Origin of the sequence: Amycolatopsis sp. NPDC051071 (assembly GCF_040682875.1) — a bacterium.
GTDB lineage: Bacteria > Actinomycetota > Actinomycetes > Mycobacteriales > Pseudonocardiaceae > Amycolatopsis.
On the sequence record NZ_JBFBBY010000043.1, the window covers coordinates 17,089 to 41,092 of the forward strand.

The following is a 24,004-nucleotide window of genomic DNA, read 5'->3' on the forward strand; positions in this document are numbered from 1 at the left end:
CTGCACCCAGTATCGCCTGTAGACGATATCTACGCCAGTTCCGATCGAGTTACGGAGACGCACGCCGTCTGTTACCGACGCCACTCCCGCAACCGCTGAACGGCCAGCTCCACGGCCTGACGATCGTTCTGCTTCTTCTTGCTGATGAAGTGCAGTGCCAACAGCACGAGACCGTCGTCAACCTCGGCGTACATCAGGCGAAACGTTCGTTTGTGCCCGTCAAAGAGGATTTCCGACACACCCTCGCGGAGCGGCTTGAAGTCGACCTTTGGCCGAGCCGATCCCGCAGCAACCCGATCCATCATCTCCTGCACACGACCGGCTTCCCACTTGGTGAGTCCGGCCTTACGGATGTCCTTCCGGACAGGATCACCACCGCCGGGCGCGGTGTAAAAATCCCACCTGCGCTCCAAGCCGCCTCCCCTCATATGTGCCAAGGCCGGTTACAGCACAGGCTGCACCTGAACCAAATCCGTTACTGACCGGACACGCTGAAGGACCCCCAAAGGTCGACTACTGCCGCAGAACTTGCCTCTGCGGAATGAACCCCGACCCCCTCGGAACAGGTACGGAAGCAGTGGGTGTGACCAGGCCGTCGTGTGAGCTTGGGAAACCTTGTTTGACCTGCTCCGGAATGCGCCGGTACCGTATTGCGTTAGCACTCTTGTCGGCTGAGTGCCAGTGCGCGAAGGAGCAGCAGTGCCCACCTACCAATACGCCTGCAAGGAATGCGACCACGGTTTCGAGGCCGTGCAGTCGTTCTCCGACGCGAGCTTGACCGTGTGCCCGCAGTGCTCAGGGCCGCTTCGCAAGGTCTTCAGCTCGGTCGGCGTGGTCTTCAAGGGCAGCGGTTTCTACCGCAACGACTCGCGTGACTCGAAGGCCAACACGACCTCGGGCACCCCGGCCAAGAGCGAGGGCAAGACCGAGACCAAGTCGGAGTCGAAGTCCGAGACCAAGTCGGAGACGAAGAGCACGCCATCCTCCTCCTCGGGTACGACGAAAACGGCCGCCGCCGCTTCCTGACGTCCCGAGTTGTCCACAAGCCCCCGGTTATCCACAGCCGGGGGTTTTCGTTCTTTCCCGGCACCGGCACCGCCCCTAACGTCGATGGCATCAGCACCGATCGACGAGGGGGAATCCCGTGCTTCACGACTTACCCGTCCTGCGAAGACTCCGGGGCAGGCCGTCCCGGCTGTTGCGCCGCTGGCTCGCCCTGTCCCTGCTGCTCGGCGGCCTGCTCACCCTGTTCCTGCCCGCGTCCGCCCGCGGCACGCCCGGCACCGCGACCGTCGTCTCCGCCCGCGACCTCCCGGCCAGGACGCTGCTCCGCGCCGGAGACCTCAAGGTCGTCGGCCTCCCGGACGACGTCCGTCCACAGGGCGCCACCACCCAGCCCGCCTCGGCCGAGGGCCGGTTGCTCGTCGGGGCGGCCCGCGCGGGTGAGCCGCTGACCGACGTCCGCCTGTCAGGAGCTGCCATCCCCGGAACGGGTGATCCCGAAAGTTCGACTGTGCCGGTGAGGCTCGCCGACGCCGGGGTCACGGAGCTTCTGCGGCCGGGTCAGCGGGTCGACGTCGTCGCGGGTGCCGAAGCGGGGCGGGAGGCGTCCGTGCTGGCCAGCGCGGCCGTCGTGGCGGCTGTCGGCGCACCGGACTCCGCCGGGACACGTGACCTCAAAACCGGGAGCAAGGGACCTTTGCTACTGCTTTCGCTGCCGTCCGCGATCGCGACACGGGTCGCCGCCACTTCGCTGGAACGGTCCCTAACGGTTACCCTCCGCTAGCTCGCGCCTGCGCCGGCGGGCGCCTGCGTCCCCGGCCGAAGCTACGAAAAGGGACGGTCGGCGAACCGTCCGGGTGAAGAGGAGAGCGTCTTGCTCAAGGGTTTCAAGGACTTCCTGATGCGCGGGAACGTCGTCGACCTCGCGGTCGCGGTGGTCATCGGCGCGGCGTTCACATCCATCGTCACGGCCTTCACGACCGGTCTGATCAAGCCACTGATCAACGCCATCGGCGGCTCGGACGCCGCCAAGGGGCTGGGGTTCAACATCCTCAGCGCGAACGACGCCACGTTCCTCGACTTCGGGGGCGTGATCAACGCGGCGATCAACTTCGTGCTGGTCGCCGGGGTCGTCTACTTCGCGATCGTGCTGCCGGTCAAGCACGTCCAGGAGCGGCGCAAGCGCGGCGAGGAGGCAGGCCCGGCGGAGCCGACCGACGTCGAACTGCTCACCGAGATCCGCGACCTGCTGCGCACGCGGCAGAACCGCCAGGGCTGAGCCTGCTCACCGGTCGTGGTGAGGCGGCCGGTTCTCCAGGTACCACGAGTCGGGGTCCGGGGTGCGCTGCCCCGGCTCCCGCTCGTCGGAGGTCGTGTCCGGCAGGACGTCGCCGAAGATCTCGTCGACCCGGCGCCGGGTCGCTTCGGTGGGGCGCTTGTCCTGGTCTTCCGGCAAGGTTCAGGCCTCTTCGAGCCCGGAAAGCTCGTCGATCACGTACGGCACGAGTGACGAGAGCGTCGCCATGCCGTCGCGGACGGCCGCGCGCGAGCCCGCGAGGTTGACCACCAGCGTGCTGCCGGAGACGCCGACGAGCCCGCGGGAGATCCCCGCGTCCACCGCGCCGGCGGCAAGGCCGGACGCGCGCAGTGCCTCGCCGATGCCCGGGATCGGGCGGTCGAGCACACCGGCCGTGGCGTCGGGGGTGCGGTCGCGCGGGGAGACCCCGGTGCCGCCGACGGTGATCACGAGGTCGGCACCGCCGATCACCGCGGTGTTGAGCGCGTTGCGGATCGCGGCCGTCTCGGCCTCGACCACGACGACCCCGTCGACGATGAAGCCCGCCTCTTCGAGCAGCTCCGTGACCAGCGGTCCCGTGTTGTCCTCGTGTTCGCCGTGGGCGACACGGTCGTCCACGATGACCACCAGTGCGCGGCCCAGCCGTTGTGCGCTCCGTTCCATACGCACACCGTATCCGGTTTCGGCTGATCTTCGCTCCCGCGGTGTCGCGGGCCACCAGTTGTGACGATTCCCTGACGTGACCGGCGGATCCGGGGCCGTCCGCGGAGATCGCCCTTAGCGTCGGGAAGGTGCGAACACTGGTAACCGGCGGGGCCGGGTTCATCGGCTCCCACATCGCCGATCTGCTGTCCGACGACAACGCCGGCCACGAGGACGTGGTGGTCCTCGACAACCTGCTGCCCACCGCGCATGGCTCGTCGCGGCCACCCGGCTACACGAGCCGCCATCGGTTCCTGCGCGGCGACGTCGCCGACACCGAACTGGTCGCCGAACTGCTGGACGGCGTCGACGCGGTCTGTCACCAGGCGGCCGTCGTCGGGCACGGGATCGACCCGTCCGACGCGCCGTCGTACGCGCTGAACAACGACTACGGCACCGCCGTCCTGCTCGCCGCGATGCACAAGGCACGCGTCCGGAAACTGGTGCTCGCCTCGTCGATGGTCGTCTACGGCGATGGCCGGTACGCCTGCCCGGCCCACGGGATCGTCCCGCCGTCGCCGCGGAAACAGTCCGATGTGGACGCCGGCCGCTACGAGCCGGAGTGCGGTGCCTGCGGTGCCGAACTCGGCTGGCGGCTCGTCCCCGAAGACGCGCCGCTACAGCCGCGAAGCACGTACGCCGCCACCAAGCTCGCGCAGGAACACCTCGCGGCCGCGTGGGCCCGGCAGACCGGCGGGACCGTCTGGGCGATGCGGTACCACAACGTCTACGGCCCCCGGATGCCGCAGAACACGCCGTACGCGGGCGTCGCGTCGCTGTTCCGCTCGTCCCTGCTGCGCGGCGAAGCGCCGACGGTGCTGGAGGACGGCAGGCAGCAGCGCGACTTCGTCCACGTCCACGACGTCGCGAGGGCGAACGTCCTGGCATTGCACGCCGACGGCCCCGAAGGCGACCTCACGCCGGTGAACATCTGTTCCGGGCAGCCGCATACTGTCGGCGAACTGGCCGAGGAGCTCGCGAAGGCCTGCGACGGACCGGCCCCGAAGGTCATCGGTGGCGCGAGGCCCGCCGACGTCCGGCACGTCGTCGCCGACCCCGCCCGCGCCGAACGGCTGCTCGGCTTCACCTCGCGGACCGGGTTCGCGGAAGGCATCGCCGGTTTCGCCACCGCTGAACTGCGGGAACCGGTCGGTCACTGAAACCGGGAACAGACCGCGCCCCCGGCCGGTTGTCGTTCCCGGCAACGGAAACGACTTTTGGGGGTTCGGGTGGGCATCACCGTCGGAGACATCGAGATCGAAGCGCTCGGGGACGGCCTGATCAGGCTGCCGCTCGCGTTCTTCCCCGGTCTCGACCCCGAGGCCCACCCGGACGTCCTCGACGTGGACGGCACCGTGCACGTCCCGACCGGCGCTTACCTGATCCGCGGCAACGGCCGCACGATCCTCGTCGACACCGGGCTCGGCCCGCGCGAGTTCGCCTTCCCCAAAGGGATGACGCCCGCCAAGGGCGACCCCACCCCGCCGATGGGCGCCGGCGGCGACCTCGCGGCCGCGCTGGACAAGGCAGGCTGCCCGGTCGGCGAGATCGACACCGTCTTCCTCACCCACTTGCACAACGACCACACCGGCTGGATCGCCCCCGAAGGCGAGCTGACCTTCCCCGACGCTCGGGTCGTCTTCGGGCAACTCGACTGGGAAGCCCTGATCGAGCCCGCCGGGACGGGCGAATGGGGCCGTGTCGGCATGGAGACCGCCCGCGGCGCCGGTCTGACCGAGGCGATCAGCGGCGACGACGTCCCGATCGCGCCCGGGATCGTGGCGCGGCACGCCCCCGGCCACACGCCGGGCCACTACGTCCTCGACATCACCGCGGACGACGAGCGCCTGCTGTTGCTCGGCGACGTCCTGCACACACCCGCGCAGCTGACGGACACGCGGGTCAGCTTCCTCAGCGATTTCGACCCGGACCTCGCGCTCCGCACCCGGCAACGCTTTCTGGCGGAAGCGGAAGAGACCGGCGCGATCATCGCGCCGGCCCACTTCCCGGACATGGGGTTCCTGCAGCTCTGAGCTACTTCCCGCAGAGCACCTTGTCGGTGAGCATCCCGTCCGCCTTGTAGTACGCCTGCCCCATGTCCGCGGCGGAGTCCCCGTAGGTCATGGACAGCTCGTAGGTCCTGCTGCCGTCGGGTGTGCCGGCCATCAGCGTCCCGTAGCCGTGGAAGCCGCCCATGCCCTTGAGGACGGTTCCGCAGCTCGCTTCCTGGACGTACAACCCGAGGCCGTAGCCGCCCTTCGGGTGCGGCTTGCGCATCTCGGCCAGCAGCGGGGCGGGCAAGAGCTTTCCGCCCAGCAGTGCGGAGAAGAACGTGTCGAGGTCCTTGGTGGTCGAGATCAGGTCACCGGCGCTGGACGCCCAGGAGGGGTTCTGCCGGGTGATGTCGACCGTCTTCCACTGCCCGGGCTTCTCCTCGTACCGGTAGTAGCCGTGGGCGTGCGGTCCCGAGATGCCCGGTCGTGTGTCCGGCGCCTCGGTGTCCCGCAGTTTGAGCGGCTCCAGGATCCGCCGCTGGATCTCGTCGCCGTAGGAGCGTCCGGTGACCTTCTTGATCAGCAGCCCGGCCAGCACGTAGTTAAGGTTCGTGTAGGTCCAGTCCGTTCCCGGCGCGAACAGCGGCGGCAGGGCGAGGCCGAACCGCACCAGCTCCTCCGGCCGGTAGGTGTGGAACCGGTTGTCCAGAAATTCCTGACCGCCCAACGGGATCGAGGCGGTGTAGTCGGCGATTCCGCTGGTGTGCTGCAACAGCATCCGCACGGTGATCCGCCGGTCGAGGCCGAACTCGGGCAGGTAGCCCGCCACCGGCGCGTCCAGGCCCACCTTGCCCTCGCCGACCAGTTGCAGTACGACGGTGGACACGAAGGCCTTGGTGTTGCTGCCGATCCGGAACCGCCCATTGGTCGGCGGCTTGGCGGACGAGCCCAGCTCGCGCACCCCGGCGCTGCCGGTCCAGTCACCCCGCGCGTCGTGCACCCGCAGCTGTGCTCCGGCGAAACCGAAGGCGGCGATCTCCTGGACCATCGCCCGCAGGTCCGGGCGTTCGCGGCCACTGTCCGCGGCCGCCACGCCGGGGATGACCCCGGCCAGCAGCGCGGTCGCCACCGCGGTGATCCCCGCCCGCCGGAAGAATCGTTTGGCTGTGTTCGCTGAGGTCGTCATGGCGGCAACGATCGCCGTCCGCGCTGACACCGCGGTGACACGCCGCTGACACGGGTCAGGGCGTCGCGAGCGGCAGGCGGACCTCGAACCGGCAGCCGGGGCCGTGGTTGCGGACGCCGATCCGGCCGCGATGGGCCTCGACGAGTCCTTTCGCGATCGCCAGGCCGAGCCCGCCGCCGCTCGCCAGCCCACCGCGCTCGGGTGTCCGCGCCCTGGTCCCGCGGAACGCGACGTCGAAGACGCGCCCGATCTCGTCGTCGGGGATCCCGCCGCAGCCGTCTTCGACCGCGAACAGCGCCTCGCCGCCGTCGATCCCGATCTGGACCGCGACCGTGCCGTCCGGCGGGGTGTGCCGGACGGCGTTGGACACCAGGTTCCGCACGATCCGCGCCAGTTCGGGGTCGCTGCCGGAGACGACCGGCCAGACGTCGGCGTGCTCGACCATCCGCACGCGTTTCTGCTCGGCGAGTGGTGCCTGCGCGGCGACGGCGTCACTCACGACGTCGCGCAGTGGCACGGAGGCCATGGTCAGGTCCAGCGCGCCGGCGGTGATCCGCGACAGTTCGAAGAGGTCGCCGACCATGCCGGAAAGCCGCGTGGTCTCGCCACTGATCCGCCGGGCGTAGTCGGTGACCTCGATCGGTTCGGCGACGACGCCGTCCGCGACAGCCTCCGCCATCGCCTGGATCCCGGCCAGCGGGCTCCGCAGGTCGTGGCTGATCCACGCGACCAGTTCGCGCCGCGACGCCTCGGCCGCGCGCTCCCGTTCCCGCGCTTCCCGCTCCCAGACACTGCGGCGTGCGATCGCGCGGCCGAGCGCGAGCGCGGGTGGCACGGTCACCAGCGCGACCAGCAGGCAGACCAGTGTCATCGTGGTCAGCGCGGGGGTGAACATGAACCCGCTGATCCCGAGCACCGCGGTCAGCGTCGCGAGTACCGGGATCAGCACCAGGATCGTCATCGTGCTGGCCAGCGAACCGCGTCTGAGCAGGTACAACGCCAGGACGCCGAGCAGCACCACCGGCAGTGCGAACAGCAGCGCGAACGGCAGGATGTGCCAGGCGTGCGCCAGCATCTCGCCGAAGGACTCTCCGGAGCCGATCATGGCCGCACCGGGTCGTACCGGTAGCCGACGCCCCAGACGGTGGCGACGCGGACGGGTTTGGCCGGATTCTCCTCGATCTTTTCCCGCAACCGTCTCACGTGGACGGTCACGGTGGACTGGTCGCCGAAGTCCCAGCCCCAGACCTTCTCCAGCAGATCGGCACGGGAGAACGCCACCCCCGGATGCGCGAGGAAGAACGCGAGGAGGTCGAATTCCCTGCTGGTCAAGGGAAGTTCGACACCGCCGAGGCTCGCCTGGCGGGCGTTCATCTGCAGCCGCAGGTCCCCGTCGGCGAGTTCCCGCGCGGCCGGTTCGGGGCGAGGCATCCGCGCCCGCCGCAGCACTGACGCCACGCGCAGCGCGAGTTCCTTGGGGCTGAAGGGTTTCGTGACGTAGTCGTCGGCGCCGAGTTGCAGCCCGGCGATCCGGTTCTCCTCTTCGCCGAGTGCGGTCAGCATGACGACCGGTACCTGGCTCACCTGCCGCAGCCGCCGGCAGACCTCGAGCCCGTTGAGCCCGGGCATCATGACGTCGAGCACCACGAGGTCCGGCCCGGTCGCGGAGAACAGCCGCAGCCCCTCGGTGCCGTCCCCGGCGACGTCGACGTCGAAGCCCGCGACCTCCAGGTACCGCCGGACGACGTCACGAACCGTCTCATCGTCGTCGACCACGAGCACGCGGCCCTGCTCTGTCATGAAGCCCACCTCACCAGCTCGTCAGCACCAGATGGTTCACCACCAGCGCCGTGGCCGCCGACGCGGCAAGCCACCACCGCCGCCGGAGCGACGGCAGCGACGCCACCGCGGGCAGCAGCCACACCGCGAACGGTAGCCAGATGCGTTCGACCTCCGCCTTCGACAGGCCGGACACGTCGGCGAACACGATCGCCAGCACGGCGGCCAGCGTGATCAGCGTGACCGGGTCGCGGATCGACAGTTTCGGCTCCGCGAGGAACACCGACCCCGTCCGCCGGATCCCGGCGATCACCGCCGGGCCGATCGCGATCAGCACCGCAGCGAGATCCGCACACACCCAATAGGAGTACGGACGCAGGGTCGCGATCCCCTGGTAGTAGCGCTCGACCACCAGGTGATAGCCGTCCAGCCACCAAAACCCGGACCAGGCGAACACCCCGGCCACGACGGCGACACCGAGCGCGGCGAGCGGCAGGATCCGCCACTGGCGCGTCAGCACGACGACGGCCAGCACGAGCACGCCCAGCAGCACGAGGCCGTAGGACAGAAAGAGCCCGAACCCGAGCAGCAAGCCGCCGGGGAACGCGAGGATCCGCCGTCGCGTGGCGAGCGCCAGCAGCGCGATCCCGGTCGCCGTCACCCCCGTGAAGAGGCCGTCGGCCGAGACGCCGATCCAGATCGCACCCGGCGTCAGGACGGCGAACGGCAGGACCGTCCGCGCCGCGTCCGGTTTGCCCAGCGCGGAAAGCGTCACCGGGACCGCGACGACGACCAGACAGCCGATGAGCACGACGAGCGTCGACGCCCAGGCACCACCGTGCAGCCCGAGCCGGTCGAGCCAGACGAAGACCAGCGTCGCGCCCGGCGGATGCCCGGAGACGTGCGTCGTCCACGAATCCGGCTGGAAATCCAGGATGCGCGAGGAGAACTCGCTCAGCATCTTCGGGATGTCGGTAATGCCGGGGACTTCGTGCAGGTACTCGTGTTCCGTGGTGAGCCTGCCGGTGAAGCCACGCACCCAGCCGTCGATCATCGCCAGCGAGAACGTCCACGCCAGCGCGCTCACGTAGCCGAGTGCGAGCAGCGGGCGCCAGCGCAGTCGCGCGGCGAGAGCCGGCCCACTGGTGACGACCAGGATCGCGACCACGACGGCGGCGACCGACCCGGGCCCGGCATGCGGCAGCCACAGCCCGAACAACGGCGGCGCGAAGGCGTAGATCACCACCCCGGAGCCGGGACGGTTGTAATAGAGGCCGACAGCGATCGCCGCGGCGACGACGAGCATCGCCAGCGCGACGGCGATCAGATCGGCCCGGCGACCTGTCCGGGGAGAGGCGGTGACAGCGGACATCACCGGCACCCTAACCGCGTTCCCGGCGTCCGGCTGCCCGGAACGCCGAGTCCGTCAGAACTCGGTAAGAACTTCGACGACGTCATGATTCGGTAAGCAGCACAAGGGTTTTCGTCCGTCCAACCCGGACTTAACGTGCGGTGCGTGAACGATGACCAGGTTGATGTCGTGCTTCCCTGCCTCGACGAGGCCGGTGCCCTCCCCCAGGTGCTGGCGGCCCTGCCCGGACGCTACCGGGCGATCGTGGTCGACAACGGCTCCACCGACGATTCCGCCGAAGTGGCGGCCGCGCTCGGGGCGAAGGTCGTCCACGAACCCCGGCGCGGCTACGGCGCCGCGGTGCACACCGGGCTGGAGGCGGCGACGGCGGACATCGTCTGCTTCGCCGACGCCGACGGTTCCCTCGACCTCGCCGAACTGCCGATGCTGGTGGACGGCCTGATCGAGGCCGATCTCGCGGTCGGGCGGCGGGTGCCGAGCGGCCAGGGTGTCTGGCCGTGGCATGCGAGAGCGGGCACCGTGCTGGTCTCGTCCCTCTTGCGGCGACAGGGCTTGCCGGTCCGCGACATCGCGCCACTGCGAGCCGTCCGGCGGCAGGCGCTGCTCGACCTCGGCGTCACCGACCGCGCCTTCGGCTACCCGCTCGAACTGCTGATCAAGGCACGGCGCGCGGGTTGGCTGGTCGCCGAATTCGACGTGAGTTACGGCGAACGCGCCAAAGGCACGAAATCGAAGGTCTCCGGTTCGCTGCGTGGAACCCTGCGGGCGGCACGCGATTTCGGGCGGGTGCTGAGCCGATGACCTTCTGCCTGCTGATCGTCGCCAAAGCACCCGTGCCCGGCTTCGCGAAGACGCGCCTCTGCCCACCCGCGACCCCGGACCAGGCCGCCGGAATCGCCGCCGCCGCCCTGCTCGACACCCTCGAAGCCGCACTCACGACGCCGAACACCCGAGTCGTCGTCGCACTGACCGGAGACCTCGGCAAGGCCACCCGCGGCACCGAAATCACCGCGGCACTGGAAAAGACCGACGTGATCCCGCAGCGCGGCGACGGCTTCGACCTCCGCCTGGCGAACGCCCACGCCGACACCGCCTCCCTCCATCCCGGGGAATCGGTGGTGCAGATCGGGATGGACACCCCGCAGGTCACCCCGGAATCGCTGGCCGCCGCCGCTGAGTCCCTGACCACGCGAGAGTCCGTTCTCGGACTCGCGGAAGACGGCGGCTGGTGGGCGTTGGGGCTCCAGGATCCCCTGCACGCCAAGGCCCTCGCCGGTGTCCCGATGTCCCGCGCCGACACCGGCCGGGAAACCCTGCGTGCACTGACCGAAGCCGGCCTGCGCCCCGGCCTTCTGCCCGAACTGTCCGATGTGGACACCATGGCGGACGCGCGGCGGGTCTCGGCGGCGATACCGGGAAGCCGGTTCGCCCGAGCGGTCGCGGCCGTCCGGTGACCGCCTTCGACCGCGGCCTCCTCGGCCACCGCTGCTGGCTGGAACTGGCGACCGGCGAACGCGTCGACCTGCCAGTGGAACGCTGGACGGCCATCCCCTGCGACGGCGACGACGTCCTCCTCGACGCCTGCGAAGGCCCCACGATCGACATCGGCTGCGGCCCCGGACGGCTCACCGCCGCGCTGACCGAACGCGGCGTCGCGTCACTCGGCGTCGACATCTCGGCCACCGCCGTGCGGCTCACGCACGCCCGAGGCGCGGCCGCGCTGCGACGCGACGTCTTCGATCGCGTGCCCGGCGAAGGCCGCTGGCGGCATGCCCTGCTCGCCGACGGGAACATCGGCATCGGCGGCGATCCACTCCGCCTGCTCACACGGATGGCGGAACTGGTCGCCGACGGCGGGACGCTGCTCGTCGAACTCGACCCGCCGGGCCGGGGCATCCGCCAGGACCGGGTCCGGCTGCGACCCGGCAGCGATGACGGCGGCGCCTGGTTCACCTGGGCGTGGGTCGGCGTCGAAGCGATCGCCGAACTCGCCGCCCGTACCGCGTTCCGGGTCGCCTGGGCCACCCGCCGCGGCCACCGCTGGTTTGCCTGTCTGGAGAAAGCATGAGTTCCGCCGCGCGTTCGGAACGGGTGACGTCCCGGATCGGGCTCACCCTCGCCGTCACGTTCACGCTGTGTTTCGTCACCGGCCTGCTCAGCCATCTGATACAGCATCCGCCGTCGTGGTTCGGCTGGCCGAGCCGCCCGATCGGGCTCTACCGCTTCACCCAGGGAACGCACGTCGTCTCCGGGATCGCGTCGATTCCCCTGCTGCTGGCCAAACTCTGGAGCGTTTACCCGAAACTGTTCGAACGTCCGGTGATCCGGAACCTGCCGCACGCGCTCGAACGGCTCTCGATCCTGGTCCTGTCCGTGGCCGCCTTCTTCGAACTCACCACCGGCCTGTTCAACATCGCGCAGAACTACCCGTGGACGTTCTACTTCCCGCAACTGCACTACGCGCTCGCATGGGTCGCGATCGGCTCGATCCTGGTGCATATCGCGGTGAAACTGCCGATCGTCCGCCGCGCGCTCACCACGGAACCCGAACCCTCACGAAGGGCCTTCCTCCGCACCACTTGGCTGGCCGCCGGAGTCGCCGTCGTCGCGACAGCCGGTGACTCGGTTCCGTTGCTGCGCAACGTCTCCGGCCTCTCGTGGCGCAGCGACAAGGGCCCGCAAGGCCTGCCGGTGAACCGGACGGCGGAAGCGGCCGGTGTCCTGGACACCGCTCGCGACGCGGACTGGCGGCTGTCCGTGGTAACCCCGGGCGGCACGAAAACCTATTCACTCGACCAGCTCCGCGCGTTGCCGAGGACGTCGGCCGAACTGCCGATCGCCTGTGTGGAGGGCTGGAGTCAGTCCGCGCACTGGAGCGGTGTCTCATTGCCGGATCTCCTGCGCCACGCCGGAACCGCGCCGGGTACACCGGTCCGCGTGTTCTCCCTGGAGAAGGCCGGGCCCTACGGGATCAGCGATCTCCCCGGCGAACATACCTCGGACGACCTGACCCTGCTGGCACTGGAACTCAACGGTGAGATCCTCGACGCCGACCACGGCTTCCCGTGCCGCGTCATCGCCCCGAACCGGCCCGGCGTCCTGCAGACGAAATGAGTCACCCGGTTGGAGGCGCTGTGAAAACGTTGCGGCTACTGCTGTTCCTGCCCGGTCTCGCCGCGGTCGCCTGGGGCACGGTGCTGTTCGCCGAGTACGCGTTCCCGCTGCGCCCGGACGTCTTCGAGACGCTCGGCTGGCTCGCCGGCGGCCCGGTGGCACACGACCTGCTGGTCGCGCCACTGATCGGCGCCGTCGGGCTCGCGCTGAGCAGGTTCCTCCCGGAACGCTGGAAAGCCCCGGTCAAAACGGGTGCGGTGCTCACCGGCGTGCTGACGCTGCTCGCGTTTCCGTTGCTGTGGCGGCCTTTCGGCGGCGCCCGGAATCCGGGCCTGCACGACGCCGACACCCTCACGGGCCTGCTGCTGACACTTGCCGTCGTCTGGCTCGGTGTACTCGCCGCTGTTTTCTGGCCGCGAAAGGGGTCGGGTTGCTGCCGGAGTCTATGAAGGAATTGGGACGTTGAGTGTCCCAATTCCTTCATAGACAAGCCCGCGCTTACCCCTCAAGAAAAGGGCCACGCGCGACCGGGATTGGCAGCCGGTCGCGCGTGGCCTCTGGGTCCGGCCCGCTGGGGGTTCGAGCCGGGGTTTGGTCTCGGCCGCGCACTGCGGCCGAGCGTCTGGGTGAACTCAGGCGGAATCAGTTCGGGGTGACGGGCTGGCCGCCGAGGGTCACCTCGACCACCTTGTCACCGCTGAGGGTGAGCTTCACCTTCTCGTTCGGGGCCCGCGTGCGGATCTCCGCGACGAGCGCGTCCGCGTTCGGGATCGACCGCTCGTCCAGCTTCGTCACGACGTCGCCGGACTTCAGGCCCGCCTTTTCCGCCGGGCTGCCCGCGGTGATCTCGCCGAGCTGCGCCCCGCCGGTCGGCGCCGTCTGCACACGCGCGCCGATGAAGGTCTGCGTCGCCTGGCCGGTCTTGATGATGTCGTCGGCCGTGCGGCGTGCCTGGTCGATCGGGATGGCGAAGCCGATGCCGACGTTGCCGCCGCTCTCCCCGCTCTGTCCCTGGCTGGACTTCGGGCTGTAGATCGCCGAGTTGATGCCGATGACCTGCCCCGCCATATTCGCGAGCGGTCCGCCGGAGTTACCCGGGTTGATCGCCGCGTCGGTCTGCACCGCCGACATCACCGTCGCCTGGTCGCCGCCGCTGCCACCACCGGCGCTCACCGGCCGGTTCAGCGCGCTGACGATGCCCGAAGTGACCGTGCCCGCCAGCTCGAACGGCGAACCGATGGCGACCACCGGCTGCCCGACCCGCAGATCGTCGGAGCGGCCGAGCTCGACCGGGGTCAGCCCGCTGACGCCGCTGACCTTCACCACGGCGATATCCGTCGTGGGGTCACGTCCGACGACGGTCGCCGTGCCCTTCTTGCCGTCCTGGAACACCGCCTGGATCTGCCCGCCGTTGGCGGCGACCTCGACGACGTGGTTGTTGGTCAACACGTAGCCGTCGGTGCTGAGGACGAAACCGGAGCCCTCGCCCGCGCCGGATCGCCCGGAGACCTGCAGCTCGACCACGCTCGGGGACAGCTTCTGCGCCACCGACTCGACCGAACCGGCCGGCGCGTTGCCCGTCTGCTGGGCGGGCTTCGGCGCGTCGAGCGCGCTCACCGAGCTACCGCCGGTGGCGTCCGAGGTCAGGAAACCGACCGTGCCACCCGCGACACCGCCGACGACCAGCGCGATCGCCGCGACACTGGCGAGCAGCTTGCCGGAGGTGGACTTACCCGACGCCTGCCGCTGCTGCGGGACCGCGTAGACCGACGGGCCAGGCTGGGTGTGCGGCGTGTACGGCGCCTGCTGGCCCGGGATCTGGTGTCCCTGGGTGTACGGAGGCTGCTGGGTCTGCTGTGCCTGCGGTGACCAGGGGTTGTGCTGCTGTTCGGAGGTGTAGGCCTGCTGCGCTCCGCCGTGCGGGGTGGCATGGCCGCCGAGGCCGGTCGCGTCAGGCTGCCGCGGGGCGGGCTGCGCGGCCCAGCTCGCACTCTGCTCCGCGTCCGGCTGAGCGCCGTCGGGCCTCGCCTGCTCGGCGTTCTGGCCGCTGGGGTCGTTCTCGGTCATGTCTTCACCTTGCGGGATGGTCCTGAGAAGTTCCTGAGCCAAAGCTGTGCATCGCACATGAGTATGGCCTCATCAGCGGGTGGCGCGCAGCTTCTCCGCGATCTGCTCGGGGGTGGCGTCGTTGATCCACACGGCCATCCCGGACTCCGAACCCGCCAGGTACTTCAGTTTGTCCTTGGACCGCAGCACCGAGAACACCTCCAGGTACAGCCAGCCCAGCTCGCGATCGCGTTTCGCGGGCGCCTGGTTCCAGGCGGCGATGTAGGGCAGCGGCCGGTCGTAAAGGCCGTCGCAGCGGCGAAGGACTTCGAGGTAGACGTCGGAGAACTCGTCGCGCTCGGCGTCGTTGAGCGCGGGAATGTCCGGCACCTGGCGATGCGGCACGATCTGGACCTGCACCGGCCAGCGCGCGGCGGGTGGCACGAACGCCGTCCAGTGCTCACCGGCGACCACGACACGGGCACCGGATCCACGTTCGGCGGCCAGCACGTCACCCATCACCGGGCGACCGTGTTCGGCCTCGTAGGCACGCGCGACCTCCAGCATCCGCTCGGTCTTCGGCGTGACGAACGGGTAGCCGTAGATCTGGCCGTGCGGATGATGCAGTGTCACGCCGATCTCTTCACCGCGGTTCTCGAACGGGAAGACCTGCTCGACACCGTCCATCGCGGACAGTTCGGCGGTGCGGTCGGCCCAGGCGTCGACGACCGCGCGGACCTGTTTCGCCGTCAACCCGGCGAAGGAACCGTCGTGCTCACTGGTGAAACAGACGACCTCGCAGCGGCCGGCCCCCGGCGCGAGCGGCACCAGACCCGCGCCATCCACAGTGGACACTTCACCGATGACATTGCGGGAGAAGGAAGGAAACCGGTTCTCGAACACCGCGACGTCGTAATCCGGCTCCGGGATCTCGCTGGGCTTCCCGGGTTTCGTCGGGCACAGCGGGCACAGGTCGGCGGGTGGCTTGTAGGTCCGTGTCTGCCGGTGGGCGGCCATCGCGACCCACTCGCCGGTCAGCGGGTCACGCCGGATCTCCGACGCCGCCGCGACCCTCGGCAGGTCACGGGTGTCCTCGGCGGTGCGTTCGGGCGCGCCGGGCCGGTCGAAATAAATGATCTCCCGGCCGTCGGCCAGGTGCCTTACCGTGCGCTTCACGCTTCTTCAGCCTCAGCCGTCTCCGCCGTTTCGGCGATCATCAGCTCACGCGACTGCTCGGTGAGCGTTTCCCTTGCGTGGTCGGACAATCCGTCGTCCGAGACGACGACGTCGGCCTCTTCGAGCCCGGCGATGGTGGAGATGCCGACGATGCCCCATTTGGTGTGGTCGGCCAGCACGACCAGTTTGCGGCCCGCTTCGACCAGTGCGCGGTCGGTCTCGGATTCGGTGAGGTTCGGCGTGGTGAAGCCGGGGCCGTCGGCCATCCCGTGCACACCGAGGAAGACGACGTCCAGATGCAGCGAACGCAGGCTCTGCACGGCGACCGGCCCGACCAGGGCGTCCGACGGCGTGCGGACGCCACCGGTGAGCACCACCGTGCGATCCGGCTGGTTCGCGCCACGCAAGACGTCGGCGACCTGGATGGAGTTCGTGACGATGGTCAGCCCGGGGATCTCGTCGAGTGCCCTTGCCAGCCGCCACGTGGTGGTGCCGGCGGAGATCCCGATCGCGGTGCCCGGCCGGACCAGCCCGGCACCGACGGCGGCGATGGCTTCCTTCTGCGCGCGCTGCCGGACGGATTTAGCCTCGAAACCGGGCTCATCGGTGCTCTTGCCGACGATGGAGGTGGCACCGCCGTAGACCTTCTCGACCAGCCCCCGGCCGGCGAGCACGTCGAGGTCGCGGCGCACCGTCATGTCGGAGACGCCGAGCCTCGTGACGAGGTCGCTGACCCGGACCGCACCGGTCCGGCGCGCCTCTTCGAGGATCACCGCCTGTCGTTGCCGCGCGAGCACGAGCCCTCCCTAGTCAACTACACAAAATCCTACATGATCAAACATAACGCGGCGACTTGGCGCGCCTGCCGGCATGGGTCCATGGCCTGGCTTCGCGACGTCGTTTTCGATTGCCACCATCCGGCTTCACTGGCCCGGTTCTGGGCGGCCGCGCTCGACGGCTACGAAGTCGCACCCTATGACGAAGACGAGGTTGATCGCCTTCATTCACTGGGGTTCAGCGGTCCCGAGGACGATCCTTCGGTGCTTGTCGAAGCCGCGTCGGGGCCCCGTCTGTTCTTCACCGTCGTGCCCGAGGACAAGGTCGTCAAAAACCGCGTTCACCTGGATCTCACCGGCGACGACGTCGAACGCCTAGGGCGCCGAGGTGCTCGCGCGTCCCGAAGCCGGGCTCGTCGTCCTCGCCGATCCCGAAGGCAACGAGTTCTGCCTGCTTACTCCGCTTGAGCGTCTTCCGCCTGCTTGACGCCGTCGATCGGGACGCCGCGGAAACTCAGCACGAACAGCGAGACCGCACCGAAGAACAACGCGATGTCGGCGACGTTCCCGACGAACCAGCCGTTGTAGTCGATGAAGTCGACGACGTGGCCGCGTGCGAACCCGGGGTCGCGGAACAGCCTGTCCCCCAGATGCGTCGTCGCGCCGCCGAGCAGCAGCCCGAGCGAGATCGCCCAGCCGGCCGAGCGGACCTTGCGCGAGATCCAGAGCAGCGCGACCACCGCGACCGCGGCCAGGATCGCGAAGATCCAGGTCGAACCGGCACCCAGCGAGAACGCCGCACCCGGGTTGTACAGCAGCCGGAAGCGGATGAAGTCCCCGATCACCGGGATCGGCGCCCGGTCGGTCAGGGCGTCGACGGCCCACCATTTGGTCAGCTGGTCGGCCGCCAGCAGCAGCGCGGCCACCAGCAGTGTCCACAGCAGACGACGGGGCGGCGGCTCAGGCGCGTTCTCGGTGCTCATCACTCGTCAGAGTACGGGCGACGCCGAGCGCGTTGAGTGCGGCTGGGAAGCCGACGTAGACGGAAAGGTGCAGGATCGCCTCGACGGCCGCCCTGAACTCCCCCGCGGCACGCGCTTCCCGGAGGAGATCCGCCAGTTCCGGCGCCACTGCACCCTTCGCCGTATAGGTCGCGATCGCCATGAGCCGCCGGGTCGCTTCGTCGACGCGGTCCACGTCGCCGCCGACGTTCTCCACCCCGGCACGGTGGAACGCGAGCTGCGCCTCCGCGTAGCCCAACGCCTCCAGCGCGGCGACGGTCACCAGCTGCCGCTGTTCCAGCGAAAGCCCAGGCCGCTGGTAGACGCCGCCGTAGACGAAGGCGACCGCTTCCGCGCCGAAGTCCGTCGCCTGGACGCTTTCGAACAGGGCCAGCACGGCGGGATCTTCGACGCCACCGAGGAGCCGCAGCAGTTCGAGGCCCTTGTCGTAGTCACCCATCAGCCAGGCGCTCCCGGAAGCCGCAACGTCATCAACGCACCGCCTTCGGGGGCCTTGCCCGCGTAGACGTCGCCGCCGTGCCGCTGTGCCGCGTGCTTGACGATCGCCAGGCCGAGCCCCGAACCGGGTAACGTCCGGGCCTCCGACGAGCGGTAGAAGCGGTCGAAGACCTTCGGCAGGTCCTCGTCGTCGATCCCCGGCCCGGCGTCGGCGACTTCGAGTACCGCGGTGCCGTCGCCGACCGGGTACAGCCGGACCCCGACCGTCGTTCCCTCCGGCGAGAACTTCACGGCGTTGTCCAGCAGGTTCAGCACCGCGCGTTCCAGCGCGCTGGTGTCGCCGGTCAGCACCCACGGCTGGAGCGAGACGTCGAACTCGATCTCGCCGGCGCGGCGGCGCGCCCGGTCGAGCGCGCGCTCGACGACGTCGACCATCTCGACCCGCTCGTGCTCGATCCGGGGCTCGTCCTGGCGCGCGAGTTCGACGAGGTCGCCGATCAGCTGGGTCAGCTCGTCGAGCTGGCCGCGGATGTCGGCCTCGATGTCGCTGCGATCCTCGCCGGACAGCGTGCGGGCGCCCGGTCTGCTCGCCGACAGCAGCAGCTCCAGGTTGGTGCGCAGCGACGTCAGCGGGGTCCGCAGTTCGTGGCCGGCGTCGGCGACGAGCTGCCGCTGCCGCTCCTGCGATTCGGCGACCGTGCCGAGCATCGTGTTGAAACTCTGGGTGAGGCGGGCGAGTTCGTCGTCGCCGCTGACCGGGATCGGCCGCAGGTCACCGGTGGTGGCGACGCGTTCCGCAGCCGAAGTGAGCCGGTCGACCGGCCGCAGCCCGGCTCGCGCGACCGCGGTGCCCGCCACCGCGGCGACCAGGATCCCGGCGCCGCCGATCAGGAACAGGACAACGGAAAGCTCGTTGAGGGTGCGTTTCGTCGGGCCGAGCGACTGGGCCAGCACCATCGCCTGCCCTGGCCCCTGCGGCAGCGCGACGACGCGGCTGTCGGTCTTCGGGTCGGTGCGCAGGGAAACCGGCGAGTCCCCGGACGCGACCGCGATCTCGCGCTCGTCGTACGGCGGGCGCGAACCGGACTGCGGATAGGTCAGCCGGACCTTCTCCCCGATCGTCAGCTGGCCGATCTGCAGATCCGCGCTGGCCAGGAAGGCGCCGGGGACCTGCTGGAGCTCGGTCTGCACCTGCGGCGAGTCGACCGCCGCCTGCGCGCGGGCGAGCAGGTTGTCGTCGACCTGCTGGTACAGGTTGTCGCGAACGACGAGGTACGCGCCCAGCGACACCAGCGCCACCGCGCCCGCCACCGAAGCGGCCGCGAGCAGCGTCACCCGGCCGCGGAGCGAGAAGCGCCGCGTGCCCCAGCGGTCGCCACGCGGATCCTTTTCGGATCCGTCGACGATCTGGACCGGGTTCGTCACGGCGGGGTTTCCCTCAGCACGTAGCCCACTCCCCGTACCGTGTGGATCAGCCTCGGTTCGTCCCCCGCCTCGGTCTTTCGGCGCAAGTAACCGACGTAGACCTCCAGCGCGTTGCCCGACGTCGGGAAGTCGTATCCCCATACTTCCTCCAGGATCCGGCTTCGGGTCAGCACGTGCTTCGGGTAGGAGAGGAACAACTCCAGCAGCGCGAATTCGGTCCTCGTGAGACTGATCTCCCGCCCGGCCCTGCGGACCTCGCGCGTCCCCGGGTCAAGGGTGAGGTCGGCGAACGAGAGGATCTCGGTGTTCTGCCCCGCCTGCGGGTCCGGGATCGCCCGGCGCAGAAGCGCGCGAAGGCGAGCGAGGAGCTCTTCGAGCGCGAAGGGCTTGGGGAGGTAATCGTCAGCGCCGGCGTCGAGACCGGACACGCGATCGGAAACGGTGTCCCGCGCCGTCAGCACGAGGATCGGCAGGTCGTCACCGGTGCTTCGCAGTCGTCGAGCGACTTCCAGGCCGTCGAGCCGCGGCATCATCACGTCGAGCACCATCGCGTCCGGACGGTTGGCGATGATCGCTTCGAGGGCCTGTGCGCCGTCCCCGGCCATCTCCACCTGGTAGCCGTTGAACTCAAGCGATCGCCTGAGTGATTCACGGACGGCCCTGTCGTCGTCCACTACGAGGATGCGCATGGCGACAGTCTTACGCAGCGTGCTGAGACTCGCCTAAGAACACACACAGAACAAACAAAGAGAATTCAGCGGTCCACAAGGCGTTTTAGCCGGTCTCGGGGCCTTTTGCAACAGGTGCGTTCCATCTGCGCCACAAAGCGAGCATGCGAACGGCGACCACGACCGCGGCGGCGACTACGGTGACTGGCCCAGCGGGTAGTCGCAGAGCGTGACCAACCACGACCAGCGCGGCCCCCGCGAGCGCGGCGACCGCGTAGATCTCCTTCCGCAGCACGAGGGGGATTTCCCGCAGGAGAAGATCACGCACCGCACCCCCGCCGATACCCGTCGTCATACCGATCAGGCACGCCGCGTAGGGAGTAGCACCCGCGTTCAACGCGATAGTGGTACCCGCGGTCGCGAAGACGCCGAGCCCCAGCGCGTCGGCGAGGAGCACGCCGCGGCGCAGCTTCGCGATCTGCGGATGGAAGACGAACACGACCAGCGCCGTCCCGCCGCAGACCGCGAGATAAGGCCAGGTCCGCAGGGTCGTCGGCGGAGTGATCCCCAGGAGGACGTCACGGATGATCCCGCCCCCGAGGGCCGTGGTCAGTCCGACCACGACCACCCCGAAGACGTCCAACCTGGACCGCACCGCCGCGAGCGCCCCCGAGGCGGCGAACGCGATCAACCCGAGGAACTCGAGCGCGGTGAGGATCATTACTGGTCGAGCAGGCCACCGCGGTAGGCCAGCAGCGCGGCCTGCACCCGGTTCGCCGCGCCGATCTTGGACAGGACGGCCGAAACGTAACCCTTGACCGTGGCCTCGGACAGGTGGAGCCGTCCGCCGATCTCGGCATTGGACAGCCCCTGCCCGATCAGCCCGACGACCTCACGCTCCCGTTCCGACAGCGAGGCGAGAAGCTTGCGCGCCGGCTGCGCGGCCCGCTGCTCGTCCCGATGCGACTGCACCATGCGCGCCGCGACGCCCGGATCCAGCACCGCGCCACCCCTGGCGAGGTCCCGGACGGCCCTCAGCAACGCCGCCGGGTCGATATCCTTGAGCAGGAAACCGTTGGCCCCGAGCCTGAGCGCGAGACTGACGTAGTCGTCGATGTCGAACGTGGTCAACATCGCGACGGACGGTGGATCCGGCAACGCGAGGATCGCCCGCAGCGCGCGAATACCGTCGTCAGGAGCCCGCATCTTGATGTCGAGCAAGGCGACGTCAGGGTGGTATCGCCGGGCGACCTCGACCGCTGATCTCCCGTCGCTCGCCTCGCCCACGATTTCGATGTCGGCGGCGCCGGACATCATGGCACGCAGGCCCGAACGGACCAGTTCCTCGTCGTCGGCGAACATGAGCTTGATCAACGAAGCCCTCCGGCAGCCGGGGGAGCGGCGTCTCGCGTCCCGTTAACGAAGATTACCTACTGTTGTTCAGGGTTTGGAAACCAGACACGTACGAGTGACCCGTGCGGGTCATCTGTGTCGATCTAGGCGTCGATTCAGACCCTGTTTGCCTGGGTTGAGTGTGGCTGCTCGGCGACGGATCCGCAGGTCGAGTGTCACTACCCGGCCAGTGGCACCGCTCTGCCGCATGCTCCCTCGGCGCTCGCGGCACAACCGCCGTTCGGGGCATCCGCCCGGTTCACCTCGCCGGCCGCATGCCCTCCCCGCCCCGACTCGTGCGTGACGGTCACCTCCCTACCCAGTAGGGGGCAACCACCCGGTAGGCTGTGCCTGGCAGTACATGCCCTCGTAGCTCAGGGGATAGAGCACCGCTCTCCTAAAGCGGGTGTCGCAGGTTCGAATCCTGCCGGGGGCACCAATCACCGATGTTTCGCTCGGGTGTCGTCATCCACGCCGTTGGCTGAGCCTGTCCGATCGAACACCAGCATCGCGACCGCGACCTTCGTCAACCGGTCGCCGACCACACTGATGGCTTCGCCGAGCCAAAGTGTCTGGAACTCTCCCCGTGGGGAAGCCTGACTCGCTCGGCCGCCGTGCTTTCGGTCATCGCGGCTACCTGGCGAACTTCCGGAGGAAGTTGTTCGTCTCGTCGTCCGTGGAGTAGACGCACATTCCCTGCATGCCCCGCGTCATCAGCACCTTGTAGGTGTTCCGGACCAACCGGTCGAACCTTACGGGCTCGGCCTTGTTCACCGACCCGTCGAAGGAAAAGTCGCGGCGCGCGACCCACTCTCCGTTACGGATGACCAGGTCGTCACCGAAGATGACCCCCGCCCAGTCGTACTCGAAGCCCTGGGCCGTGTAAATGCAGCCGACCTGCCCGAATCCCTCCGGCTCGGACGCCCACAAGGAAGCAGAGGGAACGCCAGGCACTTCGAATCCTTGTCTGGCGTTCCACGGACGACGCCATCCGCCGATCTGGACGTCGTCGAGCAGCCGCAGTTCCCCGTCAACCGTCACGGGGTCGTGCCACTCCCAGCAGAAACCGGCCGCCATCCTCGCCGTGCCGGAAAAGGTTTTGGCCTGACGGAGAAGCCAGCTCTCCAGTTCATGAGGTGATCCGGCGGAGTCCACCACGTACTCGTCTTCACTGCCTTCGACCAGCTCCGACCACACCGCGGGTGGCTCGGAGCCGAGCCCCAGTATGCGCACAACCCACTCGTCGAATTTCGCCGAGCCACCGCACCGGTATTGACCGTCGAGGCTGATCTCGACTACCTCGCACCCTTTCCCTTCGGCGATGGAGATGATGTCGGTCTTGGTACCGATCTCACCCGGCCTCACCACCTGGTGTTCATCCAAAAGGAACAGTGGCACCTTCGCCACTTCGATGAGCTCGTCGATCTGGCTCCGCACCTTCCCATGAAGGTGGGCGGGCATGCCCCGCACGCGGTGCGCTTCATCGCAGATCAGGACATCGAGAGCATCTGCGGGTTCGCGGCGGAACTCGTTGAAGTACTTGAAGATCTCGCCGGAACGTTCCTCGTCCCCTGCCACCTTGTCCCGCAAGGTTTCGGTGAAGGCGCGGGATCCGGTCGCGTGCAGTGCTTTTCGCTTCTGCCTTGCCAAGGCGGCGAGTAGCGTCACCGCGATGGCGCTCTTGCCGGAGCCCGGCCCACCATTGACGACAACGACCTTTTTCCGTTTGTTCTCACCACCGGAATCGGCCTCGCCCACGGCGTCGAGCACTGTCTTGTAGGCGACCTGCTGCTCATCGAGAAGAACGAAGTCGTCTCGAGCGACAAAAGCGTCCGCAGCGGTCTTCAGCAGGTTCCGAGCCGGCGCCGGTGGAGCGGAGATCAATTCGTGAGCGGCGGCCATCGCCGCGCCGGCGGTGGCCGGGTCGGCGTCGAGTACCGACCACAGGTCGGAAAGCAGATCCCCTTGCAGATCCGACGTGTAGAGCTGGCCGAAGTCATCGTACTCGAATTCATCCAGTGTCCACTCTGCGTCGCGCACGGCATTGTGCATGTAAGCGATCCCTTTGACCTGCCCGGGAAATCGCGCGAACGCGGGGACGAAGTCGAGGAGCTGACGGCAGTACCGCCTGACCTGTTCCGCCGGGTGCAAATCCGGCTGCCGTCTCCCACCCCGAGCTTTCACCAGACCGGTACCGACCGTCTTCGCGTCGCTCCACTGCTTCAGCTCGACGAGCACGTAGGAGGGTCTCTTGGTTTCCGGGTGAACCCCGCAGAGGATGGCGTCCACTCGCTTCGGGCTGTACGGAAGCCGGTACTCGAGCAGCACCTGCAGGTGCCCAAGGCCGGCGGCGCACAGCATCTCGGCGAGTACCGGAAGACTGCGCCTCCAGGAACCGATTTCACCATGCTGTTCGGACGCCTTGTAGGTGACGCCCACATGCTTGGCGAGCTCGATGACAATACGTTCGTGCTGAAGTTCTTCGCGCAGTTCGTACGCGGTCTTGCTGACCGGCAAGCCACCCTCCCCAGGGCCGTTCCCGCCTCTTGGCCTTTCGCGCGATTGCGTGAAGGCAAGAATCACTCTAGCGGGTTATGATCGACTGCTGGGGAGCA

General features: G+C 68.8%; 27 protein-coding genes, 1 tRNA gene and 1 pseudogene. 12 read left to right on the forward strand and 17 right to left on the reverse strand.

Annotation, left to right across the window (positions count from 1 at the left end; translation table 11 throughout):
- Positions 1 to 71: 71 nt before the first annotated feature.
- Positions 72 to 413 carry a type II toxin-antitoxin system RelE/ParE family toxin gene (locus AB0M65_RS16590; RefSeq protein WP_364027985.1) on the reverse strand — a complete coding sequence of 114 codons (342 nt, stop codon included), beginning with the start codon at positions 411 to 413 and terminating at the stop codon, positions 72 to 74.
- A gap of 286 nt (positions 414 to 699) precedes the next feature.
- Between AB0M65_RS16590 and AB0M65_RS16595 the strand changes: the two genes are divergently transcribed.
- The 3 genes from AB0M65_RS16595 (at position 700) to mscL (ending at position 2,281) form a co-directional block, all read left to right on the forward strand.
- Positions 700 to 1,026 (forward strand): FmdB family zinc ribbon protein, encoded by a 327-nt coding sequence (locus AB0M65_RS16595; protein ID WP_364027988.1) that lies wholly within the window; start codon positions 700 to 702, stop codon positions 1,024 to 1,026.
- A 118-nt stretch (positions 1,027 to 1,144) separates the two neighbouring features.
- Entirely contained in the window at positions 1,145 to 1,786 is a 642-nt protein-coding gene (locus AB0M65_RS16600) for an SAF domain-containing protein (RefSeq protein ID WP_364027991.1), read from the forward strand.
- A gap of 90 nt (positions 1,787 to 1,876) precedes the next feature.
- Positions 1,877 to 2,281 carry a large conductance mechanosensitive channel protein MscL gene (gene mscL, locus AB0M65_RS16605; RefSeq protein ID WP_364027994.1) on the forward strand — a complete coding sequence of 135 codons (405 nt, stop codon included), beginning with the start codon at positions 1,877 to 1,879 and terminating at the stop codon, positions 2,279 to 2,281.
- A 6-nt stretch (positions 2,282 to 2,287) separates the two neighbouring features.
- On the opposite strand, the gene AB0M65_RS16610 is transcribed toward mscL, so the two are convergent.
- Positions 2,288 to 2,458 (reverse strand): hypothetical protein, encoded by a 171-nt coding sequence (locus AB0M65_RS16610; protein WP_364027997.1) that lies wholly within the window; start codon positions 2,456 to 2,458, stop codon positions 2,288 to 2,290.
- A gap of 3 nt (positions 2,459 to 2,461) precedes the next feature.
- Entirely contained in the window at positions 2,462 to 2,962 is a 501-nt protein-coding gene (locus AB0M65_RS16615; protein WP_005155592.1) for a molybdenum cofactor biosynthesis protein B, read from the reverse strand.
- 128 nt (positions 2,963 to 3,090) lie between these two features.
- Between AB0M65_RS16615 and AB0M65_RS16620 the strand changes: the two genes are divergently transcribed.
- Together AB0M65_RS16620 and AB0M65_RS16625 are read left to right on the forward strand one after the other, a co-directional pair.
- On the forward strand, positions 3,091 to 4,161 hold the full coding sequence (locus AB0M65_RS16620; RefSeq protein ID WP_364028000.1) for an NAD-dependent epimerase/dehydratase family protein: 1,071 nt from the start codon (positions 3,091 to 3,093) through the stop codon (positions 4,159 to 4,161).
- A 69-nt stretch (positions 4,162 to 4,230) separates the two neighbouring features.
- Entirely contained in the window at positions 4,231 to 5,034 is an 804-nt protein-coding gene (locus tag AB0M65_RS16625; RefSeq protein ID WP_364028003.1) for an MBL fold metallo-hydrolase, read from the forward strand.
- Position 5,035: 1 nt separating this feature from the next.
- On the opposite strand, the gene AB0M65_RS16630 is transcribed toward AB0M65_RS16625, so the two are convergent.
- From AB0M65_RS16630 to AB0M65_RS16645, 4 genes are read right to left on the reverse strand one after another with little or no spacing between them, the layout of a single operon-like run.
- Positions 5,036 to 6,181 (reverse strand): serine hydrolase domain-containing protein, encoded by a 1,146-nt coding sequence (locus tag AB0M65_RS16630; RefSeq protein ID WP_364028006.1) that lies wholly within the window; start codon positions 6,179 to 6,181, stop codon positions 5,036 to 5,038.
- Positions 6,182 to 6,236: 55 nt separating this feature from the next.
- On the reverse strand, positions 6,237 to 7,286 hold the full coding sequence (locus AB0M65_RS16635) for a HAMP domain-containing sensor histidine kinase (protein ID WP_364028009.1): 1,050 nt from the start codon (positions 7,284 to 7,286) through the stop codon (positions 6,237 to 6,239).
- Positions 7,283 to 7,981, reverse strand: coding sequence for a response regulator transcription factor (locus tag AB0M65_RS16640; RefSeq protein ID WP_364028012.1), 699 nt, complete (start codon positions 7,979 to 7,981; stop codon positions 7,283 to 7,285). The genes AB0M65_RS16635 and AB0M65_RS16640 overlap by 4 nt, the downstream gene beginning before the upstream one ends.
- A 10-nt stretch (positions 7,982 to 7,991) precedes the next feature.
- Positions 7,992 to 9,332 (reverse strand): hypothetical protein, encoded by a 1,341-nt coding sequence (locus AB0M65_RS16645; RefSeq protein WP_364028014.1) that lies wholly within the window; start codon positions 9,330 to 9,332, stop codon positions 7,992 to 7,994.
- 144 nt (positions 9,333 to 9,476) lie between these two features.
- Here AB0M65_RS16645 and AB0M65_RS16650 point away from each other — a divergent pair, with 144 nt between their 5' ends.
- The 5 genes from AB0M65_RS16650 to AB0M65_RS16670 are packed head-to-tail and all read left to right on the forward strand — an operon-like array spanning position 9,477 to position 12,895.
- Complete coding sequence (locus AB0M65_RS16650; protein ID WP_364028016.1) at positions 9,477 to 10,133, forward strand: glycosyltransferase family 2 protein; 657 nt, start codon at positions 9,477 to 9,479, stop codon at positions 10,131 to 10,133.
- Positions 10,130 to 10,786, forward strand: coding sequence for a DUF2064 domain-containing protein (locus AB0M65_RS16655; RefSeq protein WP_364028018.1), 657 nt, complete (start codon positions 10,130 to 10,132; stop codon positions 10,784 to 10,786). The genes AB0M65_RS16650 and AB0M65_RS16655 overlap by 4 nt, the downstream gene beginning before the upstream one ends.
- Positions 10,783 to 11,400 (forward strand): class I SAM-dependent methyltransferase, encoded by a 618-nt coding sequence (locus AB0M65_RS16660; protein ID WP_364028020.1) that lies wholly within the window; start codon positions 10,783 to 10,785, stop codon positions 11,398 to 11,400. The genes AB0M65_RS16655 and AB0M65_RS16660 overlap by 4 nt, the downstream gene beginning before the upstream one ends.
- Positions 11,397 to 12,446, forward strand: a complete 1,050-nt coding sequence (locus tag AB0M65_RS16665; protein ID WP_364028022.1) for a molybdopterin-dependent oxidoreductase — start codon at positions 11,397 to 11,399, stop codon at positions 12,444 to 12,446. Before AB0M65_RS16660 ends, AB0M65_RS16665 begins: the two co-directional genes overlap by 4 nt.
- Positions 12,447 to 12,466: 20 nt before the next feature.
- Positions 12,467 to 12,895: a hypothetical protein gene (locus AB0M65_RS16670; protein WP_364028024.1), complete on the forward strand. Its 429-nt coding sequence runs from the start codon at positions 12,467 to 12,469 to the stop codon at positions 12,893 to 12,895.
- 193 nt (positions 12,896 to 13,088) lie between these two features.
- Here AB0M65_RS16670 and AB0M65_RS16675 read toward each other — a convergent pair whose 3' ends face one another.
- The 3 genes from AB0M65_RS16675 to AB0M65_RS16685 form a co-directional block, all read right to left on the reverse strand.
- Positions 13,089 to 14,513: a trypsin-like peptidase domain-containing protein gene (locus AB0M65_RS16675; protein WP_364028026.1), complete on the reverse strand. Its 1,425-nt coding sequence runs from the start codon at positions 14,511 to 14,513 to the stop codon at positions 13,089 to 13,091.
- Between the two features lie 72 nt (positions 14,514 to 14,585).
- Positions 14,586 to 15,668 (reverse strand): galactose-1-phosphate uridylyltransferase, encoded by a 1,083-nt coding sequence (galT, locus tag AB0M65_RS16680; protein WP_364028028.1) that lies wholly within the window; start codon positions 15,666 to 15,668, stop codon positions 14,586 to 14,588.
- Positions 15,665 to 16,465 (reverse strand): DeoR/GlpR family DNA-binding transcription regulator, encoded by an 801-nt coding sequence (locus AB0M65_RS16685; protein ID WP_364028030.1) that lies wholly within the window; start codon positions 16,463 to 16,465, stop codon positions 15,665 to 15,667. The genes galT and AB0M65_RS16685 overlap by 4 nt, the downstream gene beginning before the upstream one ends.
- An 81-nt stretch (positions 16,466 to 16,546) precedes the next feature.
- Here AB0M65_RS16685 and AB0M65_RS16690 point away from each other — a divergent pair.
- Positions 16,547 to 16,931, forward strand: a pseudogene (locus AB0M65_RS16690) (VOC family protein).
- Here the strand turns inward: AB0M65_RS16690 and lspA are convergent.
- The 6 genes from lspA to AB0M65_RS16720 all read right to left on the reverse strand — a co-directional run bounded on the left by lspA (position 16,900) and on the right by AB0M65_RS16720 (position 21,371).
- The gene (gene lspA / locus AB0M65_RS16695) at positions 16,900 to 17,427 is read right to left on the reverse strand and encodes a signal peptidase II (RefSeq protein WP_364028032.1); all 528 of its coding nucleotides are present in this window, start codon (positions 17,425 to 17,427) and stop codon (positions 16,900 to 16,902) included. The pseudogene AB0M65_RS16690 and the gene lspA sit on opposite strands and share 32 nt — an antisense overlap.
- On the reverse strand, positions 17,405 to 17,905 hold the full coding sequence (locus AB0M65_RS16700) for a carboxymuconolactone decarboxylase family protein (protein WP_364028034.1): 501 nt from the start codon (positions 17,903 to 17,905) through the stop codon (positions 17,405 to 17,407). The genes lspA and AB0M65_RS16700 overlap by 23 nt, the downstream gene beginning before the upstream one ends.
- The gene (locus tag AB0M65_RS16705; RefSeq protein ID WP_364028036.1) at positions 17,905 to 19,329 is read right to left on the reverse strand and encodes a HAMP domain-containing sensor histidine kinase; all 1,425 of its coding nucleotides are present in this window, start codon (positions 19,327 to 19,329) and stop codon (positions 17,905 to 17,907) included. Before AB0M65_RS16705 ends, AB0M65_RS16700 begins: the two co-directional genes overlap by 1 nt.
- The gene (locus tag AB0M65_RS16710) at positions 19,326 to 20,018 is read right to left on the reverse strand and encodes a response regulator transcription factor (protein ID WP_364028038.1); all 693 of its coding nucleotides are present in this window, start codon (positions 20,016 to 20,018) and stop codon (positions 19,326 to 19,328) included. Before AB0M65_RS16710 ends, AB0M65_RS16705 begins: the two co-directional genes overlap by 4 nt.
- A gap of 85 nt (positions 20,019 to 20,103) precedes the next feature.
- Complete coding sequence (locus AB0M65_RS16715; protein WP_364028040.1) at positions 20,104 to 20,718, reverse strand: TRIC cation channel family protein; 615 nt, start codon at positions 20,716 to 20,718, stop codon at positions 20,104 to 20,106.
- Entirely contained in the window at positions 20,718 to 21,371 is a 654-nt protein-coding gene (locus AB0M65_RS16720) for a response regulator transcription factor (protein WP_364028042.1), read from the reverse strand. Before AB0M65_RS16720 ends, AB0M65_RS16715 begins: the two co-directional genes overlap by 1 nt.
- A gap of 381 nt (positions 21,372 to 21,752) precedes the next feature.
- On the opposite strand from AB0M65_RS16720, the gene AB0M65_RS16725 reads away from it, so the two are divergent.
- Positions 21,753 to 21,828: transfer RNA gene (locus tag AB0M65_RS16725), tRNA-Arg, on the forward strand.
- Between the two features lie 194 nt (positions 21,829 to 22,022).
- Here the strand turns inward: AB0M65_RS16725 and AB0M65_RS16730 are convergent.
- On the reverse strand, positions 22,023 to 23,906 hold the full coding sequence (locus tag AB0M65_RS16730; protein WP_364028044.1) for a DNA/RNA helicase domain-containing protein: 1,884 nt from the start codon (positions 23,904 to 23,906) through the stop codon (positions 22,023 to 22,025).
- Between the last annotated feature and the right edge of the window lie 98 nt (positions 23,907 to 24,004).

Excerpts from the sequence above, each read along its gene's own strand:
- AB0M65_RS16615 (WP_005155592.1), bottom strand. The coding sequence starts at position 2,962 with ATGGAACGGAGCGCACAACGGCTGGGCCGCGCACTGGTGGTCATCGTG.
- AB0M65_RS16630 (WP_364028006.1), bottom strand. The coding sequence starts at position 6,181 with ATGACGACCTCAGCGAACACAGCCAAACGATTCTTCCGGCGGGCGGGG.
- AB0M65_RS16635 (WP_364028009.1), bottom strand. The coding sequence starts at position 7,286 with ATGATCGGCTCCGGAGAGTCCTTCGGCGAGATGCTGGCGCACGCCTGG.
- AB0M65_RS16640 (WP_364028012.1), bottom strand. The coding sequence starts at position 7,981 with ATGACAGAGCAGGGCCGCGTGCTCGTGGTCGACGACGATGAGACGGTT.
- AB0M65_RS16645 (WP_364028014.1), bottom strand. The coding sequence starts at position 9,332 with ATGTCCGCTGTCACCGCCTCTCCCCGGACAGGTCGCCGGGCCGATCTG.
- AB0M65_RS16655 (WP_364028018.1), top strand. The coding sequence starts at position 10,130 with ATGACCTTCTGCCTGCTGATCGTCGCCAAAGCACCCGTGCCCGGCTTC.
- AB0M65_RS16665 (WP_364028022.1), top strand. The coding sequence starts at position 11,397 with ATGAGTTCCGCCGCGCGTTCGGAACGGGTGACGTCCCGGATCGGGCTC.
- AB0M65_RS16675 (WP_364028026.1), bottom strand. The coding sequence starts at position 14,513 with ATGACCGAGAACGACCCCAGCGGCCAGAACGCCGAGCAGGCGAGGCCC.
- lspA (WP_364028032.1), bottom strand. The coding sequence starts at position 17,427 with ATGAGCACCGAGAACGCGCCTGAGCCGCCGCCCCGTCGTCTGCTGTGG.
- AB0M65_RS16700 (WP_364028034.1), bottom strand. The coding sequence starts at position 17,905 with ATGGGTGACTACGACAAGGGCCTCGAACTGCTGCGGCTCCTCGGTGGC.
- AB0M65_RS16710 (WP_364028038.1), bottom strand. The coding sequence starts at position 20,018 with ATGCGCATCCTCGTAGTGGACGACGACAGGGCCGTCCGTGAATCACTC.
- AB0M65_RS16715 (WP_364028040.1), bottom strand. The coding sequence starts at position 20,718 with ATGATCCTCACCGCGCTCGAGTTCCTCGGGTTGATCGCGTTCGCCGCC.